At 70.5% G+C, this 19,772-nt stretch carries 20 protein-coding genes; 11 read left to right on the top strand and 9 right to left on the bottom strand.

The window, feature by feature from the left end; genetic code table 11:
• Positions 1 to 6: 6 nt before the first annotated feature.
• Both IB242_RS07415 and IB242_RS07420 read left to right on the top strand, forming a co-directional pair.
• Positions 7 to 684 (top strand): hypothetical protein, encoded by a 678-nt coding sequence (locus tag IB242_RS07415; RefSeq protein ID WP_192277518.1) that lies wholly within the window; start codon positions 7 to 9, stop codon positions 682 to 684.
• A gap of 82 nt (positions 685 to 766) precedes the next feature.
• Entirely contained in the window at positions 767 to 1,390 is a 624-nt protein-coding gene (locus IB242_RS07420) for a glutathione S-transferase (protein ID WP_192277520.1), read from the top strand.
• A gap of 161 nt (positions 1,391 to 1,551) precedes the next feature.
• On the opposite strand, the gene IB242_RS07425 is transcribed toward IB242_RS07420, so the two are convergent.
• The 3 genes from IB242_RS07425 to IB242_RS07435 all read right to left on the bottom strand — a co-directional run bounded on the left by IB242_RS07425 (position 1,552) and on the right by IB242_RS07435 (position 6,011).
• Complete coding sequence (locus IB242_RS07425; protein WP_192277522.1) at positions 1,552 to 2,631, bottom strand: HDOD domain-containing protein; 1,080 nt, start codon at positions 2,629 to 2,631, stop codon at positions 1,552 to 1,554.
• A 136-nt stretch (positions 2,632 to 2,767) separates the two neighbouring features.
• Positions 2,768 to 4,930 carry an ATP-dependent DNA helicase DinG gene (gene dinG / locus IB242_RS07430; RefSeq protein ID WP_192277524.1) on the bottom strand — a complete coding sequence of 721 codons (2,163 nt, stop codon included), beginning with the start codon at positions 4,928 to 4,930 and terminating at the stop codon, positions 2,768 to 2,770.
• A 187-nt stretch (positions 4,931 to 5,117) separates the two neighbouring features.
• Positions 5,118 to 6,011 (bottom strand): acyltransferase, encoded by an 894-nt coding sequence (locus tag IB242_RS07435; RefSeq protein WP_225540318.1) that lies wholly within the window; start codon positions 6,009 to 6,011, stop codon positions 5,118 to 5,120.
• A 164-nt stretch (positions 6,012 to 6,175) separates the two neighbouring features.
• Between IB242_RS07435 and IB242_RS20420 the strand changes: the two genes are divergently transcribed.
• The 3 genes from IB242_RS20420 to IB242_RS07450 all read left to right on the top strand — a co-directional run bounded on the left by IB242_RS20420 (position 6,176) and on the right by IB242_RS07450 (position 9,497).
• Positions 6,176 to 7,075: a hypothetical protein gene (locus IB242_RS20420; protein ID WP_225540074.1), complete on the top strand. Its 900-nt coding sequence runs from the start codon at positions 6,176 to 6,178 to the stop codon at positions 7,073 to 7,075.
• Positions 7,076 to 7,098: 23 nt separating this feature from the next.
• Positions 7,099 to 7,773: a hypothetical protein gene (locus IB242_RS07445; protein WP_225540076.1), complete on the top strand. Its 675-nt coding sequence runs from the start codon at positions 7,099 to 7,101 to the stop codon at positions 7,771 to 7,773.
• 65 nt (positions 7,774 to 7,838) lie between these two features.
• Positions 7,839 to 9,497 carry a peptidoglycan-binding protein gene (locus IB242_RS07450; RefSeq protein WP_192277526.1) on the top strand — a complete coding sequence of 553 codons (1,659 nt, stop codon included), beginning with the start codon at positions 7,839 to 7,841 and terminating at the stop codon, positions 9,495 to 9,497.
• A gap of 178 nt (positions 9,498 to 9,675) precedes the next feature.
• Here the strand turns inward: IB242_RS07450 and sstT are convergent, their stop codons facing one another.
• Entirely contained in the window at positions 9,676 to 10,878 is a 1,203-nt protein-coding gene (sstT, locus tag IB242_RS07455; RefSeq protein WP_192277528.1) for a serine/threonine transporter SstT, read from the bottom strand.
• Between the two features lie 231 nt (positions 10,879 to 11,109).
• On the opposite strand from sstT, the gene IB242_RS07460 reads away from it, so the two are divergent.
• From IB242_RS07460 to IB242_RS07470, 3 genes are all read left to right on the top strand, one after another.
• Entirely contained in the window at positions 11,110 to 11,334 is a 225-nt protein-coding gene (locus IB242_RS07460) for a DUF6522 family protein (RefSeq protein WP_192277530.1), read from the top strand.
• A 172-nt stretch (positions 11,335 to 11,506) separates the two neighbouring features.
• Complete coding sequence (locus tag IB242_RS07465) at positions 11,507 to 12,325, top strand: GDSL-type esterase/lipase family protein (protein WP_192277532.1); 819 nt, start codon at positions 11,507 to 11,509, stop codon at positions 12,323 to 12,325.
• A 78-nt stretch (positions 12,326 to 12,403) separates the two neighbouring features.
• Positions 12,404 to 13,255: a DUF3883 domain-containing protein gene (locus tag IB242_RS07470; protein WP_192277534.1), complete on the top strand. Its 852-nt coding sequence runs from the start codon at positions 12,404 to 12,406 to the stop codon at positions 13,253 to 13,255.
• Between the two features lie 43 nt (positions 13,256 to 13,298).
• On the opposite strand, the gene IB242_RS07475 is transcribed toward IB242_RS07470, so the two are convergent.
• Positions 13,299 to 14,348, bottom strand: coding sequence for an LD-carboxypeptidase (locus IB242_RS07475; protein ID WP_192277536.1), 1,050 nt, complete (start codon positions 14,346 to 14,348; stop codon positions 13,299 to 13,301).
• 510 nt (positions 14,349 to 14,858) lie between these two features.
• Here IB242_RS07475 and IB242_RS07480 point away from each other — a divergent pair.
• Positions 14,859 to 15,671: a DNA-formamidopyrimidine glycosylase family protein gene (locus IB242_RS07480; protein WP_192277538.1), complete on the top strand. Its 813-nt coding sequence runs from the start codon at positions 14,859 to 14,861 to the stop codon at positions 15,669 to 15,671.
• 42 nt (positions 15,672 to 15,713) lie between these two features.
• On the opposite strand, the gene IB242_RS07485 is transcribed toward IB242_RS07480, so the two are convergent.
• From IB242_RS07485 to IB242_RS07495, 3 genes are all read right to left on the bottom strand, one after another.
• On the bottom strand, positions 15,714 to 15,914 hold the full coding sequence (locus tag IB242_RS07485; protein WP_192277540.1) for a hypothetical protein: 201 nt from the start codon (positions 15,912 to 15,914) through the stop codon (positions 15,714 to 15,716).
• Between the two features lie 179 nt (positions 15,915 to 16,093).
• The gene (locus IB242_RS07490) at positions 16,094 to 17,491 is read right to left on the bottom strand and encodes a serine hydrolase domain-containing protein (RefSeq protein ID WP_192277542.1); all 1,398 of its coding nucleotides are present in this window, start codon (positions 17,489 to 17,491) and stop codon (positions 16,094 to 16,096) included.
• A 213-nt stretch (positions 17,492 to 17,704) separates the two neighbouring features.
• Complete coding sequence (locus tag IB242_RS07495) at positions 17,705 to 18,208, bottom strand: hypothetical protein (RefSeq protein ID WP_192277544.1); 504 nt, start codon at positions 18,206 to 18,208, stop codon at positions 17,705 to 17,707.
• Between the two features lie 100 nt (positions 18,209 to 18,308).
• Here IB242_RS07495 and IB242_RS07500 point away from each other — a divergent pair, with 100 nt between their 5' ends.
• Positions 18,309 to 18,788 (top strand): VOC family protein, encoded by a 480-nt coding sequence (locus tag IB242_RS07500; protein WP_192277546.1) that lies wholly within the window; start codon positions 18,309 to 18,311, stop codon positions 18,786 to 18,788.
• Between the two features lie 24 nt (positions 18,789 to 18,812).
• On the opposite strand, the gene IB242_RS07505 is transcribed toward IB242_RS07500, so the two are convergent.
• Positions 18,813 to 19,205 (bottom strand): GFA family protein, encoded by a 393-nt coding sequence (locus IB242_RS07505; protein ID WP_192277548.1) that lies wholly within the window; start codon positions 19,203 to 19,205, stop codon positions 18,813 to 18,815.
• Between the two features lie 141 nt (positions 19,206 to 19,346).
• Here IB242_RS07505 and IB242_RS07510 point away from each other — a divergent pair, with 141 nt between their 5' ends.
• Complete coding sequence (locus IB242_RS07510) at positions 19,347 to 19,760, top strand: GFA family protein (RefSeq protein ID WP_192277550.1); 414 nt, start codon at positions 19,347 to 19,349, stop codon at positions 19,758 to 19,760.
• Positions 19,761 to 19,772: the final 12 nt, after the last annotated feature.

The following is a 19,772-nucleotide window of genomic DNA, read 5'->3' on the forward strand; positions in this document are numbered from 1 at the left end:
CGCGTCATGCCCGCCATCGCCCGCTATCTCGTGCCGACGACCGGCCTGCTGCTGGCGCTGTCCGGCGCCGGCTGCCAGCGCGACGCCCCGCCGGACGCCGCCAGCGGTTCCGCGCCGACGGCCTCCAGCACGCGGGCCCCGCACGCGGATGCGTCGCCACCGCCGCTAACCGTTCCGGCACAGGCATCCAGCGCATCCGACGACCGGCGCGATGCCGGTCGCCGCTCGATCTACACCGGGCTGTCCGCCTGCCGCACGCTGGAAACGCAGCGCGACGAAGGCGGTTATCGCCTGAGCGAATGCGATGGCCCCGCCGGCTTTTCGGTGCGCCTGGTCGAGGCCGACGGCCGCCACAACCTGCTGGTGCGTCGGCCCGGCAGCGATTTCACGAGCCTGCGCCTGCCGGAGCAGCGCAACGGCGCCTTCAGCGAGATCGCCGGCCGCCTGGAATGGCGTGGCAGCGGCGACGCCGATGCCTTCGCGCCGGACGTGCTGGTCCTGCGCTATCTGGCCTGGGAGGATCCACAGGCACCGACCCGCGGCACCTCCTACCTGGTGCCGGTGGCACTGGCTGCGACACCCTGCGTCGCCGCCTTCGTCGCGCCGGGCCCGCAGCAGAGCGAGCAGGCACGGCGGATCGCCGACGCAACGCCGGCCTGCCTGGATGCCACACAGCGTCGTTGAGCCGACGCCGCACGGGCGCATCGCTGGCCCCGCGCACGGCCGGCATGGAATGATGCGGGCCCCTCCACAGCGCCACCTTCCGATGCTGCGCATTCTCGGGAAATCGACGTCGATCAATGTCCGCAAGGTGCTGTGGGCCTGCGTGGAACTGGACCTGCCATTCGAGCGCGAGGACTGGGGCAGTGGCGTGCGCGATCCGCACGCGCCCGATTTCGTCGCGCTCAACCCCAACGCGATGGTGCCGGTGCTGTGCGACGGCGACTTCGTGCTCTGGGAATCCAACGCCATCCTGCGCTACCTGGCCAACCGTGCGGACGCCGGGGACCTGTATCCGCAGGCACCGCAGGTGCGTGCCCGTGTCGACCAGTGGCTGGACTGGCAGGCGGCCGAGCTCAATCCAGCCTGGAGCTACGCCTTCCAGCACCTGGTGCGACGCTCCGCCGCGCATGGCGACCTCGCGCGGGTCGACGCCTCGCTGCAGGCATGGACCCGCTGCATGCGGATCCTCGATGCGCACCTGGCACGCAGTGGCGGCCATGTCGCCGGTCCCGGTTTCAGCCTGGCCGACATCGCGCTCGGGCTGTCGGTCAACCGCTGGTACGAAACGCCGCTGGCACATCCGCCGCTGCCGGCGGTGGCTGCCTATCACGCGCGTCTGATGCTGCGCCCCGGCTTCCGCGAGCACGGCTGCAACGGCACGCCCTGAGCGCGCTCGCCCGGGCAACCGACGGCGTCGGCGCATGGCGCCACGCGCCGATGCGCAGCGGAGCGCCCCGGCGACGTCACTGACGGAACTGGCGCAGCGATCGGCGGGCACATGCCACCACGGTCCACGCCGCGCGTGCGGACTGGCGGCGATGCCGCCGATCAGGCCCCGGCCTGCGGCTCCGCGGCCGGGGCCGGTTCGCCGGCGGCATGCAGCTGCAGCGCCGCGGCGAGCCGGCCATGCCGCAGCGCGACCAGCAGCGGCTCGTCGGCGCCGGCGTCGAACGGCTGGAACGCGGCCAGCGCCTGCCGCGTGCGCTCCGAGATCGCCCAGCCCGAGGAAATGCGCAGCGCCACCGGCGCGGCCCAGGCATCGAGCAGCCCGGCCACGACCCCGCCATCCGGCGCCACCGCCACACGCCTGGCGTAGGCGTCGCGCAGCACCTGCACGACCACCACCGAACCGAGCCCGTGCAGCAGCGCCAGCAACTGCGCGGCGTGCGGGTCCTCGCCGCTGTCGGCGGCATACCCCGCGGCGGCGGCGGCCGCCAGCAGCGTGTGTTCCCACAACGCCACCGCGCAGCGTCCCAGCACGCTGCCGTCGTCGTCGATCACCGGCTGCAGCAGCGCAGCCATCACGATCTGGCGCAGGCCGTCGTTGCCCAGCAGCGCCACCGCGCGCTCCAGATTCTCCATCGGCTCGGGCCGGCGCCGGTACGCCACGCTGTTGGCGACGCGCAGCAGGTTGGCCGCCAGGGCCGGATCCTGGCCGAGGATGCCGGCGATGGACTGGGCGGTGGATCGGGGATCGTTGATCGCGCGGGTCAATTGGGGCAGCAGCTGCGGCCGGCGCGGCACATGGCGCGCGTCGGCGTCGAGCCTGGCCAGGGTGGCGGCGACGCTGGCCGCGATGCCGGCCTGCACGCCTTCGGCCGCCGGCAGGGTCGCCGGATCCGGCGGCATCAGCGCGAACACCCGCAACGGCACCTCGCGCAGCAGCGCACGCGCCCGCTCGGGCGTCAGCGCCTCGACGCGGCGCGTGGCCTCGCCGCCACCATCGCCGCCGGCCGGCGCGGCGTCATCGCCCTCGGGCAGCAGCCAGCGGCCGACATCGTAATCGGGCAGCACCGGCGCGATCCGAGGTGAGCGCACCGGTGGCTCAGCGTCGCGCGCGCGCCAGGCGATCAGCAGCGCCAGGATCGCCACCAGCAGCGCCGCGGCAACGCCAGCGATCCAGAACATCGACACCGGTTCGGTTTCCAGCAGGACGTCGGATCCCCCATCCGACCGGCGATGCGGCCTCCCCGGCGCACCGGCCGCTATTCAAGCACGACGCCCCCGGGTCCTGCACCGCTTCAGTGCAGGACCCGGCGCCGCCTCAGCCGATCACGCGCTCGAACGGCGGCAGCGCGTCGATGATCTTCTGTCCGTAGCGCCGGCTCAGCAGGCGCGAGTCGAGGATGATCACCCGGCCGGTATCGCTGGAGGTGCGGATCAGGCGGCCGGCGAACTGGGTCAGGGTGCGCAGCGCATGCGGGATCGCGATCAGGGTGAACGGGTTGTGGCCGCGGCTTTCCAGCCACTCGCCCAGGGTCGCGGTCTGCGGGTCGGTCGGCACCGCGAACGGTACCTGGGTGATGACCACCGTGGTGCAGGCCTCGCCGGGCAGGTCCAGGCCCTCGCCGAAGGAGTTCAGGCCGAACAGCACCGAGCCCTGCCCGGCACCGGTGCGCTTGAGGTGCTCGGCCACGATCTGGCTCTTGTTGGTGTTGCCCTGCACCAGCACCAGCTTGCGCTGCGCCTCGGGGAGCAGCTCGGCCACCTTCTCCATCTTCCAGCGCGAGGTGAACAGCACCATGCTGCCCTTGCCCCAGTCCAGCTCCTCGACCAGGTAGCGGGCGACCTCGCGCGGATGGCCTTCGCGATCGTCCGGCGCCACAGGGAAACGCGGCACCACCAGCTGCGCCTGCCGGCGCAGGTCGAACGGCGATTCCAGCGACACCATCTCGGCATGGTCGGGCAGGCCGTTCTCGACCGCGAAGGCCTGGAAATCGCTGCCGCCGGTGAGCGTGGCCGAGGTCATCACCACCGCGTCCACTTCGTTCCAGATCAGCTTGCGCAGCACCTGCGCGGCCGACACCGGTGAAGCGTGGCAATGCAGGTCGCCATCGCGGTCCACGCCCAGCCAGCGTGCCATCGGCGGCGCGCCCTCACGATCCTCGCGTCGCCACGCCGACCACAACGCGTGCTGCATCTCCATCGATTCCAGCACCGGGCCGATGCTGCGCAGCAGGCGCTCGCGCTGCGGGTCGTCCGGCTTGATCTTCGACGCGAGCTGCTGGGTCGCGTGGACCCAGTTGTAGAGGTTGCGGGTGTCGTCGGCCAGCGCTTCGATCGCCGGCATCCAGTCGTCCGGCAGCCTGCCCAGCGGCGCGCGCCAGGTCGGGTCGCGGTCGTCCGGCGATGGCGTCCACGCCGCCTCCAGGTCGCTGCGGAAGGCCTTCAATGCCTTGGACAGGCCCGTGGCCAGCTCGATCGCCTCGCTGGCCAGCAGGTTGGCGATGCTGTCCTTGTCGATCGCGCGGTAGGCCTGCGCGATGAGGGTCTGCATCCGGTTGACCTGGCGCGCGGTGTCGCCCAGCGCCAGCTGCGCCGCACCCTGGTCGATCGCGACGCTGGCGATATGGTGGCCCTCGTCCAGCACCAGCAGCATCTCGCCCGGCGGCGCCAGCAGCGGCTGGCCGTTCTCGACATCGCCCAGCGACAGCGAGGACAGCAGCAGCGCGTGGTTGGTCACCACCACCTGCGCGTCGCGCACGTTGGCGCGCGCCTTCATCACCGGGCACTGCGCCGCATGCGAGCAGCGCCGCCCGGCGCAGCCCGAGGCCGGGGTGGTGATGTGGCCACGCAGCGCAGGGCTGACGATCTCCGGCGCATCGTCCAGGTCGCCGTTCCACATGTGGTCGCTGTAGGCCTCCATCAGGCGGCCGGCCGCCTCGATCTCGAAGGGCGTCGGCGGCCGCTCGTACAGGCGCTCGCCCTCTTCCGGCGGCGCATCGCCGAACATCCCGGCCTGGCCGGGGCCGGCATGCAGTTCCATCGCGTTGCGCGGGCACAGGTAGCGGGTGCGGCCCTTGGCCAACGCGACCTTGGCCTCCAGCCCGGTGGACTTCAGGAACGCCGGGATGTCGCGCTCGACCAGCTGCGACTGCAGCGCCACCGTGCCGGTGCTGATCACCAGCTTGCGCTTGCTGGCCAGCGCGATCGGCACGCCGGCGCTCAGATAGCCCAGGCTCTTGCCGACGCCGGTGGGCGCCTGGATCACCGCCACCCCGCCGCTGCTGGCCAGCGCCCGCGAGGCCACGCCGATCATCTGCCGCTGCGCGCGGCGCGGCATGAAGCCGGGCGTGTTGGCCTGCAGGGTCTGGTAGGTCTGGCGGACGCCGTCCTTCAGCGCCTCGGTGAGCGTGCGCGTGGCGTCGCCGTCCCCGGCGGACGCGGCTGGCTGTCCGGCGGAGGACGGGCTTGCGGGTTCGATCATCGGCCTATTGTCCGGAAAAGCGCCGGTGGCGGGTACCCGCGCCGGGCATCGGCGGATCCGGCTGGCGCGCAGGACCACACAGGCTGGGGCCTCCGCGTCGCAGGACACGCGACGCGGCACTCCCGAGTGTCAGCGCCGCCGACGATGACGTGGACGACCCCGCGGCCTGCCCCGGCGGTGGACGGGATCAGGAACGCCGCCCGCCTTCGTCCAGCATCCGCGTGATGTCCGCGTCCTTCTGCTGCCACAGCCCGTTCATCCACTGCTGGAAGCGGGCACGGAACGCGCGGTCTTCCTGGTAGTTGCCCTCGGCCAGCTCGGCCGGGATCGGATGCTGGCGGACCAGCACGCGGATCTCGGGGACGCGGTCGGCCATCAGATCGACCAGCGACGGCCGCCCGCCCGGGTAGGCGATGGTCACGTCCAGGATCGCGTGCAGGCCATCGCCCATCGCGTCGATCACGAACGCCACACCGCCGGACTTGGGCTTGAGCAGGTGCCGGTACGGCGAGGACTGGCCGGCCTGCTTGGCCGGGGTGAACCGGGTGCCCTCGACGAAGTTCATCACCGACACCGGGATCTCACGGAACTTCTCGCAGGCGCGGCGGGTGGCTTCGATGTCGCGCCGGCCCAGTTCGGGATTCTTCGCGATCTGCTTGCGGGTGTAGCGCCCCATGAACGGGAAATCCAGCGCCCACCAGGCCAAGCCCAGCACCGGCACCCAGAACAGCGACTGTTTCAGGAAGAAACGCAGGAACGGCGCACGCCGGTTGAACACCTTCTGCAGCACCAGGATGTCGACCCAGCTCTGGTGGTTGGCCAGCACGAGATAATGTCCGTCGCGCTGCAGCGTGCCTTCCTGCTCGATGCTGAAACGGGTGCGGGTGAACGCGGCGATCATCGCGCTGTTCACGGCGATCCAGTTTTCCGCCAGCCCGGTCAGGATCCGGTTGCAGACCATGCGGATCGGCCGGACCGGCATCACCGCCTTGATCACCCCGGCGGTCAGCAATGGCAAGGCGTGCAGCAGCGTGTTGGCGGCGATCAGCAGCAGGATCGCGCCGATGCGCAGATACAACAGAACGGACACCGGACAGCCCCCTGACGGAAAGCGGCACAGCGTAGCAGAGCCGCACCCGGCGCCGCCCGGGGCCCCCACCGTCCATTGGGCGTAGGCCGGGACGCCGGCCCGCACATTAAATTTTTGTTGCAGGCCATCTCCACGTTCGTGAACGCAGGGTCTTCATGGCGGCATCCACCTGCACGCGCGTCGGAAAACGCGAACTGGAACACATGCTGTCGACACCGGCCGATGGCAAAGTCGCGCCAGGGGACGACAGCGGCCGTGCAAACGGATCGCTGCCGTCCTTTTTCATGTCCCCCGCCACGTACGGATGCATGGTCAACCGGACTCCCGCCACCATCGACCGCCTGTCGCCGTCCCTGCCCTGTCTGCGGGCATCCGGCACGTCATGGCGTCCCGCCGTCGCACCCCCTGCGGATCGCGGGTCCGGTGTTCATCCCTGGCCGCCGGCTTCACGCGCCAGCGTCCACGCTGCGGCGCTGCGGCGCACCGCCCCCGATCGCTCCACCCCGATGAGGACGTCCATGCACGATCACCGTAGCTTCCGCCTGCATGCGTTGGCAGTGCCGGCCCTGCTGGCGCTGTCGAGCCTGCTGGCTGCCTGCAAGCCCGCGCCGACCTCCGCCGAGAATGCCGCGGCCGCCCCGCAGCCGGCGGCGGCAACGCCCGCCACCGCGCCCCCTGCAGGCACCGCGGCCACCGCACCGGCCAGCGACTGCCCGATCACCGACTTCGAAGCGTTCGCGCAGCGGTTCGGTCGCGAGATCTCCTTCCAGGAGCTGACCACCGCCGACCCGCTCACGATGGAGCGCTACGACGCGCAGGCCCAGCCCGAGCCCCGCCGCGTGACCGAGCAGGTCGCGCTGGACGATGTCACCTGGCCGGTCATGCCGGACCTGACCGGGCTGGAAACGTCCGGACGCCGCCATGAGATCGCCCCGATCGCCGACGGCGGCATGCGGATCAGGATCCACACCCCCGATACCAGCGACCAGCAGACCTACGAGTTCCGCCAGGCGCCGTGCTGGCAGCTGCAGCGCGTCGTCGACGAATCGATCTGAACCCGCAACCGACGGAGGTGACCATGCATCTCGTCAGACTGTTCCCGCTCGCGCTGCTCGGCACGCTCGCGGCCTGCGATGCCACACAGCCCACCGATGCCGGCCACGCCGGCGCCCCACCCGCTCCCACCACCGAGGCCGCCAGCAAGGGCGGCCCGCAGACGCAGACGGAAGCCGCACGAATGGATGATCTGAACCGCTTCGTTCCCGAGGGTGCGCGCATCGTCGACACGGTCAAGGGCGACCTGACCGGCAGCGGGAGCGACGACACGCTGCTGGTGGTCGCACCGGCGGCGACCGGCGCCGCGACCTCGGGGGGCGAAGGCCCTGCACGCAGCGTGATCCTGCTGACCCGCGACGGCAGCGGCGCGCTGACCAGGGCCGCGGAGAACGCGCGCATGGTGCCCTGCGCGACCTGCGGCGGCGCGGTCGGCGATCCGTATGCGTTCTCGCGCATCGAGGCGGGCACGCTCACCATCGCCGTGTCCGGCGGCTCGCGCGAGCGCTGGTTCGACAACTACATCTTCCGCTATGCGCCCGGGCAGAAGGACTGGCTGCTCGAGCGCGTGGTCCGCGGCGCCTCGGACACGATGACCGAGCGCCAGGAACAGATCGAGCTGACCGGCGAGGAGCTGGGCCAGGTCACATTCGCCGCGTTCGATCCGGCCACCCTGCCGAGGAACGCGACACTGGAGTGAAGGAGAAGGCACGGACAAGGACGGGTCCGCCATTCGTACGTTGCTGAGAAACGAGGAGTTACACCATGGCAACCAATGACCGCGAGCAGCAGCTGCTTCGCGACGCGTATGCGGCCGGCATCACCGACCGCCGTGAACTGGCCAACTTCATGGCCCAGGTCGGCCACGAATCCGGTGGCCTGTCCCGCCTGGAGGAGAGCTTCCGCTACACCAAGGGATCGTGGCAGATCAGCGCCAACGTCCAGTCCGCCCTGCGCCAGGGCCCCGAGGCGCTCGAGGCCGCGCGCCTGGAAGCGCTGGGCGGGCGCCCCGAGCGCCTGGCCGAGCTGATGTACGGCGGGCGGATGGGCAACGACGACCCAGGCGATGGCTACCGCTACCGCGGACGCGGCTACATCCAGCTGACCGGCAAGGACCAGTACGAGGCCGCCGGCGAAGCGCTGGACCTGGATCTGGTGCGCCAGCCGGAGCTGGCCGCGCAGCCCGAGAACGCGGCACGCATCGCGACCTGGTACTGGCAGCAGAACGTGCCGGAGGCCACGCGTGACGATGCGCGCGCCGCAGGTGCCGCCATCAACGGGCGCAACCCGCCCAACGGGCTGGCCGACCGCTCCCAGCGCTTCGAGCGCTGGGAGCGCGACATCACGCCGGAGCTGATGCAGAACCTGGCCAACGGCCGCCTCGGCGAACCGGTGCAGGCGCCGGCACGCGGCAACGACGGCCAGCCGGCCGCCACGCAGACGGCCGAGGCCGTCGCCACGCGGTCGGGTTCGTTCGAGCAGACCATGCAGGTGATGCTGCCGCCGCAGGGCGGTACCAGCCCGCACATCACCGGCCATTACGGCGAGCACCGCGGCCATCGCAACCATGGCGGCACCGACTTCAACTACGTCGGCGGCCAGACCGGCATCAACCGCGAGCACCCCACCGTGCACAGCCCGGTATCGGGCACCGTGACCTTCTCCGGCGGCGACTTCGGCACGGTCAAGATCCGCGATGCGCAGGGCAATTCGCACGAGATCCTGCATCTGCAGGGCCGGCAGGTCACGGCCGGGCAGACGATCGCCGCCGGCGATCCGATCGGCACCATGGGCGGCCGCGGCCCGGAAGGCGCCAACCAGTACGCCCAGCACGTGCATTACCAGCTGCGCGATCCCAACGGCACCATCATCAGCCCGGAACGCTTCTGGAACGAGGGCCGCGCGCAGGAGGCCGGCGGCGGCGGGCGACCGCAGTCCAACGCCGGCGTGCTGCGCGAGGACAGCCGTGGCGATGCGGTGCGCGGCATGCAGGAGAAGCTGGAGGCACTGGGCATCCGCGACGCACGCGGGCAGCCGCTGCAGCCGGACGGCGTGTTCGGCCAGCGCACCGACGAAGCGGTGCGTGCGTTCCAGCAGGCCAACGGCCTGAAGGTCGACGGGCTGGTCGGTCCGGCCACCCACGCCGCGCTGGACAGCGCGCTCGAGCGCAGCAGGACGGCGGCGACGCCGCAGCAGGGCGATGCCGCGGCGGACAAGCCGGAAAAGGCCTCGCTGCTGGACGATCTGCTCCGTGCGGCCCGCAACCAGGATGGCAACGGCTTCAAGGACGCACTCTCGCGCTTCTCCGATGGCCCGCTGGGCCAGGCGTTCCAGTCCCAGCAGGGCGAGCGTGCGGCAGAGACCGCCCGCAGCGCCGACGCGCAGCGCCAGCAGGACGCCCAGTCGCAGGGCGGAGCGCGCTGACGCTCACCGGGGCCATCGGCATCGCCGGTGGCCCCGGCACTGCAGCCTGATGACCATGCCGCGCCGGACGCCCACGCGCGCGCTGTCATCGTCACCTCACGCACGACCACGGCACGCCGCATCGCCGGTGGGCCGTGCCGTGTGTCGGACGACCTTCCGGCTCCGTTGACGCGTTCCCTCAGCGGGCCGCGCGTTCGCAGACGGCCGCGGTGAACACCACGTCGGACGAGGAGTTGAGGGCGGTCTCGGCCGAGTCCTGGACCACACCGACCACGAAACCGATCGCCACCACCTGCATCGCGATGCTGTCGTCGATGCCGAACAGGCCGCAGGCCAGCGGCACCAGCAGCAGCGAGCCGCCCGGCACGCCGGAGGCGCCGCAGGCGCCGATCGCCGCCACCACGCTCAGCAGCAGTGCGGTCGGCAGGTCCACCGCGATGCCCAGCGTGTTGACCGCCGCCAGGGTCAGCACCGAAATGGTGATCGCCGCGCCGGCCATGTTGATGGTCGCGCCCAGCGGGATCGCCACCGAATAGGTCGCCTCGTGCAGCTGCAGGCGCTTGCACAACGCCAGGTTGACCGGGATGTTGGCGGCCGACGAGCGGGTGAAGAACGCGGTGATGCCACTCTCGCGCAGGCAGGTCAGCACCAGCGGATACGGATTGCGCCGGGTCACCGCGAACACGATCAGCGGATTGGCCACCAGCGCCACCACCAGCATCGCGCCGACCAGCACCGCCAGCAGGTGCGCATAGTCGAGCAGCACGCCCAGTCCGGCATCGGCCAGGGTCGAGGCGACGATGCCGAACACACCGATCGGCGCCAGCTTGATCACCCATTGCACCAGCACGGTGATCGCCGCGGCGAAGTCCGCCAGCACCGTCCGCGTGCCCTCGCCTGCGTGCCGCAGCGCCAGGCCCAGGCCGATGCCCCAGGCCAGCAGGCCGATGTAGTTGGCGTTGACAAGCGCGTTGACCGGGTTGTCGAACACCTGCATCAGCAGCGTCCGCAGCACCTCGCCGATGCCACCGGGTGCGGCCCGGCTGGCCGCCTCGCCGACGTCCAGCACCAGCGTGCTGGGAAACAGGAAGCTGGCCGACACGCCGACCAGCGAGGCGGCGATGGTGCCGACCAGATAGAGCATCAGCACCGGGCGCATGTGGGTGCCGCCACCGCGATGCCCGGCGACTGCAGCGGCCACCAGCACCAGCACCAGAACCGGCGCGACCGCCTTCAGGGCGCTGATGAACACGGTCCCCAGCAGGCCGAGCGCGGTGCCGGTCGGTGGATGCAGAAGACCGACCACGATGCCCAGCAGCAGGCCGATGACGATGCGGGTAACGAGACTGGGGCGACGCAGAAACGGGGGCAAGGCGGACATGAACGAACCGGTGGCGGATCAAGCCCCCTATGGTGCCTGCAAACGGCCGGCGGCGTTGCCTGCCTGTGTCCCGCCGCGGATCCGTGGCTGCCGTCTCCCGCGTCGCACCCGCAGCGCCCGTGGGCGCGACGCGGCTTCAGCTACGGTCCGTCACCCCGCACCTGACCTGGGTCAAGGGCGAACCGCGGGGGAGACGCCATGCTGTGCCGGCCGCAATGACGGAGCCCGGCCATGGCCAAGCCTTCCATCGAGATCGACGGCGCCATCGTGGCGCGCGCCCTGGACCTGGACGTCGAGCAGTTCAGGCGCTGGATGGACCATGGCAAGATCGCGGTGCTGTGCGAGCGTGGCACCGGCGAGGACCAGGGCCGCTACCGCGCGAGCTTCTACCACGGCCGCCGCCGCGCCCGCTTCGTCATCGAGCCGGATGGACGCATCCAGGCCGAGGATCGCTGAGACGGACCGCCCGAGCGCCTGTCTGGCCAGGTCGCGGCGGACCGACGTCGGCGACGCGTGTTCGGCAGCCGCGTGATCCTGCCGCTCGAGCCGTTACGAGGCTTGTCCTCCGTCCGCCCCGCATCCCGTTGTCGATCGCGATACCGCACATCCGCCTCAACGGAGCAACCGCATGGCGATCGGGAAGAACAACCTCACCCTGGCCGAATTCGACAAGGCGCAGCGCCGGCATCCACAGGCGCCACGTGCGTTGTGCTTCGGCGACTCGTGGTTCCAGTACCCGCCTCATCCGACCGATCTGAACAAGCAGCTTGCCAGGATGTTCAAGGACACGCTGTTCCTGCGCGAGGGCGTGGCCGGCCGCGACAGTGCGATGTGGAAGCGGGCGCTGCCGCGCGTACAGGACGAGATCGGCACCTACCGCTTCGATGCCATCCTGCTGTCCGCCGGCGGCAACGACGTCGTCGGCAGCGAGCTCGGCGAATTCGTCAAGAAGCCGACGCAGCCGCAGTCCCCGGGCGACGTGCCATGGGGCGAGATCCCGGCACCGGTGTTCGAGCACATCCGCCTGGACACGTTCGGCCACGCGCTGCGCTACGCCATCAGCGACATCCGCCAGGTGATCCAGATCCGCGACCTGCACTCGCCGCAGTCGCTCATCCACGTCCACACCTACGACTACGTCTGGCCATGGGACAGCCCGTTCAGGCTGGGTCCGCTCAGGTTCGGCCCATGGATCAAACCCTGGCTCGATGCGGCCGGCCTGGTCGCGCCGGACGCCCAGCAGGTGGTCACGCACTGGCTGATCGACCAGTTCGCCCGCGAACTGAAGGCGCTGGTGTCGCAGCATCCGAACATGGTCCTGATCGACTCGCGCGGCACGCTGAGGACCCGCGCCCAGTGGAACGACGAGATCCACCCGAGCGCCGCCGGCTTCGAACGCATCGCCCGGCAGTGCTGGAAGCCCCGGCTGACCGGCGTGCTGCGTTGACTACCCGACTGCGCTCGGCGTGGACCGGCCGCTGCGGTACCCTGGTACGCCTTTGGAAGACCGCCCGGGAGCGGATGCATGGCGACGGGTGAGGACTGGTCCGAGGCGGAGGTGAGTGCATGCGTCACCGATTACCTGCGCATGCTGACGCTGGAGCTCAACGGCCAGCGCTACAACAAGACCGCGCACGCCAACGCCCTGCTGGGACAGCTCGATGGCCGCAGCCGCGCGTCGGTCGAGTTCAAGCACTGCAACATCAGTGCGGTGATGCTGGCGCTCGGCTATCCGTACATCGATGGATACAAACCGCGCGGCAACCGCCAGGCCCTGCTCGCCGAGGTGATCGAAACGCTGACCCAGTCGGACCTGACACTGCAGGAAGCGGCGCAGGCGGCGGTGTCGCGCCCGGCGATCGCCGCCGTTGCGGACGATCCGGAAGGCATCTGGGTACCGGCCCCCATGCCCGCGCGGGTACGTGAAACGCCTGCGCCCTATGCGCCGCGCTTTTCCGCCGCCCGCCGCGACTATCTCGCGCAGGAAGCACGCAACCGCTCGCTCGGCCGCGCCGGCGAACTGTTCGTGATGGAACTGGAAGCACGCCGGCTGCACGAGGCCGGCAGGAAAGTGCTGAGTGAACGCGTCGAGCATGTCGCCGCCAGCCGGGGCGATGGCCTCGGCTTCGATGTCCTGTCGTTCGAGGCCGACGGCCGCGAGCGGCTGATCGAGGTCAAGACCACCGCGTTCGGCGAACTCACCCCGTTCTACGTCAGCCGCAACGAGCTTGCGCGCTCGGAAGCCGACGCCGACCGGTATCAGCTGTACCGCCTGTTCGACTTCCGCGCGAAGCCGCGCGTGTTCACCCTCGCTGGCGCCGTGGCCAGCCACTGCCGGCTGGACCCGGTGTCCTATCTGGCGCATCTGGGCGGCTGAGCAGGCCCTGCCCGACTGCCACCCTCGCGCCGCGACCCGCCGCTCAGCCCTGGAACACGGACTCCAGCAGCCGGAACGTGCCCGCATCGGCGTCCATCTCGACCCGGCCGCCGACCGGCACGATGAACTGCTCGCGGATGTGGCCGATCATCGCGCCCCGGTAAACGGGCACGCCCAGCGGCACGAGGTGGTCGTGGAAGATCTGGTCCAGGGTCAACGAGCCGTAGCCGTTGCCCGGGTCGCAGTCGGTGCACTCGCCGAAGATCACGCCGGCGACCTGGTCGAGCACGCCGCTGAGCTTCAAGGTGCTGAACATGCGGTCGATGCGGTACGGCGCCTCCGACACGTCCTCCAGGAACAGGATCTTGCCGCGGAAGTCGGGGAGATACGGCGAGCCGGCCAGCGCGGTCAGCACGGTCAGGTTGCCGCCGGCCAGTTCGCCGCGGGCCTTGCCGCCGGTGATGGTCACGGTGCGGTTGCGCCGCGGCACCAGTTCGTCGCCGGGCTCGACCTTGTTGCGGTACTCGAGCAGTTCACGGTCGAAGAACACGCGCTGGAACTGGTCGACGTTGAAGCGGTTCCAGCTGCCCGACCCGATCGGCCCGTGGAAGGTCACCAGCCCCGTCTTCGCCTGGATCGCGTTGTGCAGCGCGGTGATGTCCGAGTAGCCCAGCAGCACCTTCGGATTGCGGCGGATGGCGTCGTAGTCGAGCAGCGGCAGCAGCCGCGCGGCACCGGAACCGCCGCGGGTGCAGACCACCGCCCTGACCTCGCGGTCGGCGAACATCGCGTTCAGGTCGGCCGCGCGCTCGGCGTCGCTGCCGGCCAGATGACCGTAACGCCCGGCGAAGTGCGCGCCCAGCTTCACCTTGAACCCCAGCGCCTGCATCGCTTCCTGCGCCAGTTGCAGGCTGAGCGCCTCGTCCACCGCGCCGGACGGGCTGACCAGGCCGATGGTGTCGCCCTTGTTCAACGGCATCGGCAGCAGGCGTCCACGCGGGGTCGCCGCCAGCGCGCCGGTGCCGAGGCCCAGCGGCAGCAGCAGCGCCGCCGCGGCCAGGGTGGAACTGCCGATGAAATGCCGTCTGTTCATGCGCTGCCTGTCCGCGGATCGTAGCCCGAGAGTAGCAACACCCGACCAGACGCGACAGCGTCGCTGCGGTGTCCAGGTCGCAGCGTGTGAGACGCATGGTGGGCAGTCTGCGCAGCGGCATCGTGCTGACTGCGCACGTCCTCCGTGGTCGGCGGGGATGCGGGATGGCCGGATGTCCATGTCCTTTGCGGCGCCGCATGGCGCCGTTTTTTTGTGGGAAACACCGTCGAGACTCGCACCACGGAACCGCATGACCGCCAGTGGATCGCGTGGCAGTGCAACGCGCGGGCCCGCGTCAGCCACCGGGCTTGTTCCAGCGCTGTGCATGCGCCGGATGATGCATCGGACGATGCTCCCGCAAAGCCGGTAGGCGGACAGGTCGGAGCGCAGGCAGGCGCGCGCCGCCGCACCGGCGCATGCACGTCAGAAGACCGAACGCGCTCCGTTTCGCAACGCAGCCACGGCCCTTGTGTTGACGCCTGCTACACCGGCAGCGGCAATACTGCCCGCATGCCAGAAGGCCCGTCCATCGTCATCCTGCGCGAAGAGGCGCAGCGCTTCGCCGGCCGCAGGGTGCTGCGCGTTTCCGGCAACAGCGGACAGGACATCGGACGCCTGCAGGGCAGGACCCTGCGCGCGGTCCGCAGCTGGGGCAAGCACTTCCTGCTGCAGTTCGACGGTTTCAGCGTCCGCATCCACTTCCTGCTGTTCGGCAGCTACCGGATCAACGAGGAAAAGGCGGCCACGCCCCGGCTCAGCCTGGGCTTCAGCAAGGGTGAGGCGCTGCATGTCTACGCCTGTTCCGTGCAGTTCATCGAAGCCGACCTCGACGCGGTCTACGACTGGAGCGGCGATGTGATGAACGAGGCCTGGGACGCAGCCGCCGCCCGCCGGAAACTGCGCGCACGTCCCGATGCGCTGGTCGCCGACGCGCTGCTCGACCAGGAGGTGTTCGCCGGTGTCGGCAACATCATCAAGAACGAGGTCCTGCACCGGATCCGGGTGCATCCGGAAAGCCGCATCGGTGCCCTGCCGCCGCGCAAGCTCTCCGAACTGGTCGCGCAGGCGCGCGCGTACAGCTTCGACTTCTATCGCTGGAAGCGGGCCTTCGCGCTGAAGAAGCACTACCAGGTGCACACGAAAACAACCTGCCCGCGCGACGATACCCTGCTGAGCTACCGCAGGCAGCTCGGGCGTGCGCAACGGCGCGCGTTCTGGTGCGACCACTGCCAGCGCCTGTACGACGATGGGGCGGCAACGTCCGGCGCTGAGACGGCGGCGCCCCCGCCACCCCGCGCCCTCCGGCGCGCCGCACGGACCTGACTGCTGCGCGGTCCCACGACCACGACAATGCGCGAGCGGATGTCAGCGGCCGCGTCGCGCCCGTTCGGCTTCGGCTTCACGCACCTGCTCTCGCGCTTCACGCGTGCCGTCGTCCACCCGGTCCTGGTCGTCGGAAGACACGCCGAACGCGCGCGCCCACACGCTGACTTCCTGCTGGCGCCCGGCTTCGGTCTGCTCGCCGTCCGGCTGCGGTGCGTCCTGCTTCTTGCGGTCGCTGTTCATCCGTCGCTCCTCACTGTCGGGTGGCGGGACATGCACGCCCCGCCGTCGAGCATGTTTCTAACGCGCCTGCCGTGCCACGCGCGTGATGCATCGATGACATCACTTCGGCACAGCGTGGCGGATATGCATCGGCGCGCACGCCGATCGGCATCCCAACGCAGCCCCCTCCTCTCGATGCATCAATCGGCCGCACCGGCGGACAGTGCGGCCTCGGCTTCGCGGGTGTACCAGTTCCGCGCCGCATTCGGCGCGGACACGATGGCCTGAAAATGCGCACGGGCCTGCGCATGCCGTCCCTGGGTGGCATAGGTCGATGCAAGGTAGTAGTGCGCGTAGGGGTTGCCGCCGTCGGCGGCCAGCACCGCCATGGTCTTGGCTTCGATCGCGGCATCGAACCGCACGGGGCGCTGCTGCCGGGTGCGCATCGCCGTGCTGCCGAGGGTCGCCAGTGCGTGCGCGACGACGAGATCGGGCGTCCATCGCTGCTCCGGATGGCGCTCGAGAAACCGGTCGGCAGCGGCGATGGCGGCGTCCAGCCGCGCGGGCTGCGCCTGCGCGAAGAACGCATCGCGCACCAGCGCCGCCCGTTCATGCAGCATCGCATCCTCCGGCACGCCAAGCCACGCCAGCGCGATCGGCGACGCCGTCACATCGCCGTACAGCAGACGGGCGGCGTCGGCGGGCGTGCTGGTGTTGGCGAGAAACACCACGCCACTGCGCCGCTCGGGATCAAAGAGCGTCAGCGCTGCATGGCAGTCGTACTGGCCGTAGGCCCAGACCAGGCGACGACCGTCCACGGTCTGCACGAAACTGCCCAGACCGCTCGGCCCATCCGGCAGGAACGGGGTGACGATCAACGCCAGCTGTGCCGGTGCGAGCAGTTCGCCGGCCAACAGTGCCTGCTCGAAGGCCGCCACGTCGCGCGCGGTCGATACCAGGCCCGCGGACGCGCTGTACCCGTACTCCGGATCGCAGGGCGTCGGACCGTCCAGGCCGCCCGGGTCGCGATACGGGGTGGCGATGGAGGCCAGCCGTGGCGTGGCCGTGGCGGTGGCGCCCAGCAGGAAGGTGTCGCGCAGCTGCAGCGGCGCGATGATGCGGCGCTCCAGCGCCTGCGCGAACGACTCGCCCGACGTGACCTCGATGATCCGGCCGAGCAGGCCATAGCGGCGCCCGTCGTAATGGAAATGTCGGCCTGGCGTCCCCTGCGACGTATGCGACAGCAGGTGCCGCACCTGGACCGCGTGCGGAAGACGGACGTCCGGCAGCAGTTCGATCACCGGCTGGTCCAGCCGCAGGGCGCCTTCCTCCACGAGCTGCAGGACCACCACGGCCGACCAGGTCTTGGTCAACGACGCCAGCGGGAACAGCGTGCCGGCGTCAACCGCGGTTCCGGCCGCGAGGTTGGCGGCGCCGCCATGGTGTTCGGCGACCACTCCCGAGCGGTCGAACAGCACGACGGCATAGCCGGGCAGCGCATGCGCACGTGCCTCGGCATCGATCCGCTGCAGCACGGCTGCGGTGGATGCGGTGGACGCGCGGCTGTTGCCGCCGTGGCAGGCGGTCGTGCCCAGCATCGCCAGCACGGCCAGGGCCGCCAGCCGCCACCCTATGGAACGATGCTGGCCGTCACAGGGAGCGCTGGACCTGGCGACAGCGTGATGCTTCGACGGCAAGGGCATGAGGTGCATCCGGGATGAAAGCACGGCCGCGGCCGGCGGCAGGTGGGCTGCCGGTCGCGTGCAGGCCCGATCATGCCGCAACCGCGTGGGCGGGGGGCGCCCGCTCCGTCAGTCCGGTACCACGGCGAATGGATCCGGCTGGTCGAGGTCCACGCCCAGCGCCCGCGCCATCGCTTCCTCGCTGCGGTCGGTGGAGAACTCGATCCACAGCGGCAGATGGTCGCTGAGGCGTGGCGACACCTGCGGCTGCGACAGGGGCCTGAACACCGCACCCGCGAAGTCGATGACACCCGCCCTGCCGGTGGGCCGCAGCCCGAAATCGTCGCCCTGGAACCAGGCGATCTGGTCGTAGTGCCTGGCTTCGCGGCCGGTCGTGGTCTTCAGCGCCTGCAGCGCTTCGGGAACCCACAGGCCCGTTTCGACGAACGCGTCGAACAGCGGATTGCCCTGGCGCCTGTCGATGTTGAAGTCGCCCAGCACCAGCAGGTTCGGCTCCTCGCGGCTCTGTCCGCTGCGGGTGCGCGTGCGCAGTTCCTGCCAGGGGCGGCTCCAGCACCCTACGCAGATCGCGCACCGCAGCGGCCAGGGTTCCGTGCCGGACGCCGGCCACACGCATACCGGCGCTCGCCCGCACCGCCGGCCGGCCTGGCGACAACGACGGCTTAACCCACACGATGGCCTGCTTGGCGCACTTTCCGAGCGGTTCCGGCCCATGATCCCGAAGAACACCATCTGCCTGTGGTTCGATGGTTCCGCGCTCGACGCGGCGACCTTCTACGCCACCACGTTTCCCGACAGTGCCGTGGGTACCGTCCATCGCGCACCCGGCGACTATCCGGCCGGCAAGGAAGGCGATGTCCTCACCGTCGAGTTCACCGTCCTCGGCCTGCCCTGCCTCGGGCTCAATGGCGGCCCCGCGTTCCCGCACACCGAGGCGTTCTCGTTCCAGGTGGCGACCGACGACCAGGCCGAGACCGACCGCCTGTGGCATGCGATCGTCGGCAATGGCGGTGCGGAGAGCGCCTGCGGCTGGTGCAAGGACCGCTGGGGCCTGAACTGGCAGATCACCCCGCGCGCACTGACCGAGGCTGTCAACGACCCGGACCGTCATGCCGCCCGACGCGCGTTCGAGGCCATGATGACGATGACAAGGATCGACATCGCCGCAATCGAGGCGGCCCGGCGCGGATAACGCCGGCCGGACCGCACATCGGGCTCAGGGTTCGTCGCGCGTGGTACGCGTGCGGTCGCGCGGATAGTGGGACGACAACGGAAAGGCCGGCAGCCAGGCCTCGCGCCGGAGCGTCCAGATCTCGTAGGTCGGCCGCAGCGCGTCCGGCGCATCGAGCGCGCCCAGGTGCACCTCCACCTCATCGCCGACCCGCGAGTACAGCGACGAACCGCACCTGCCGCAGAAGTAGCGGCCGGCATGGCTGGCCACCTGGCCCTCGATGGTCACCGCAGCCTCGGGAAACATGGCGACCGCCGCGAACAGCGCGCCGTGGTGCCTGCGACAGTCCATGCAGTGGCACAGACCGACCCGGTACGGCGCGCCGCTCGCGACCAGGCGCACATCGCCGCACAGGCATCCACCGGTGTATCGCTGCATGCTACACCTCAGGGATCGGCGTCCGACGGCGCCGCGCACCGGCGGACACTACCCGCGCAGGCGTGGATGCGGCGACAATCCGGTCAGCGGCGCCTGCAGCAGGCAGGCCGCTCACCCCAGCGCTGCGCACCGGGAGCCGCCTTGAACGCACAGCCCCTGTCAGGACGTTGCCACTGCGGCCGCACCGGCTGGACGCTGGACGGCGACCCGGGCCCGGTCACGGCCTGCAACTGCAGCCTGTGCCGGCGCTACGGCGCGCTCTGGGCCTACGACCACGAGCACGAACGCATCGCCTTCGTCGGCGCCACGCGGTGCTACACCCGCGTCGGCAAGGCCGATCCGTCGCTGGAGATCCACTTCTGCCCGGAGTGCGCGTGTGTCGTCGGCTGGCGCGGCCTGCGCCTGGAGTCCGATGGCCGCCGCCGCATCGCGGTCAACGTCCGTCTCGCCGACCCGGACGCGGTCGCGCATCTGCCCATCGATCATTTCGATGGCCTGGACAGCTTCGACGACCTGCCTTCGGACGGCCGCTGCGTGCGCGACCTCTGGTTCTGACCCCCGCACCAT

This window comes from Xanthomonas sp. XNM01 (assembly GCF_014851915.1).
Taxonomy (GTDB): Bacteria; Pseudomonadota; Gammaproteobacteria; order Xanthomonadales; family Xanthomonadaceae; genus Pseudoxanthomonas.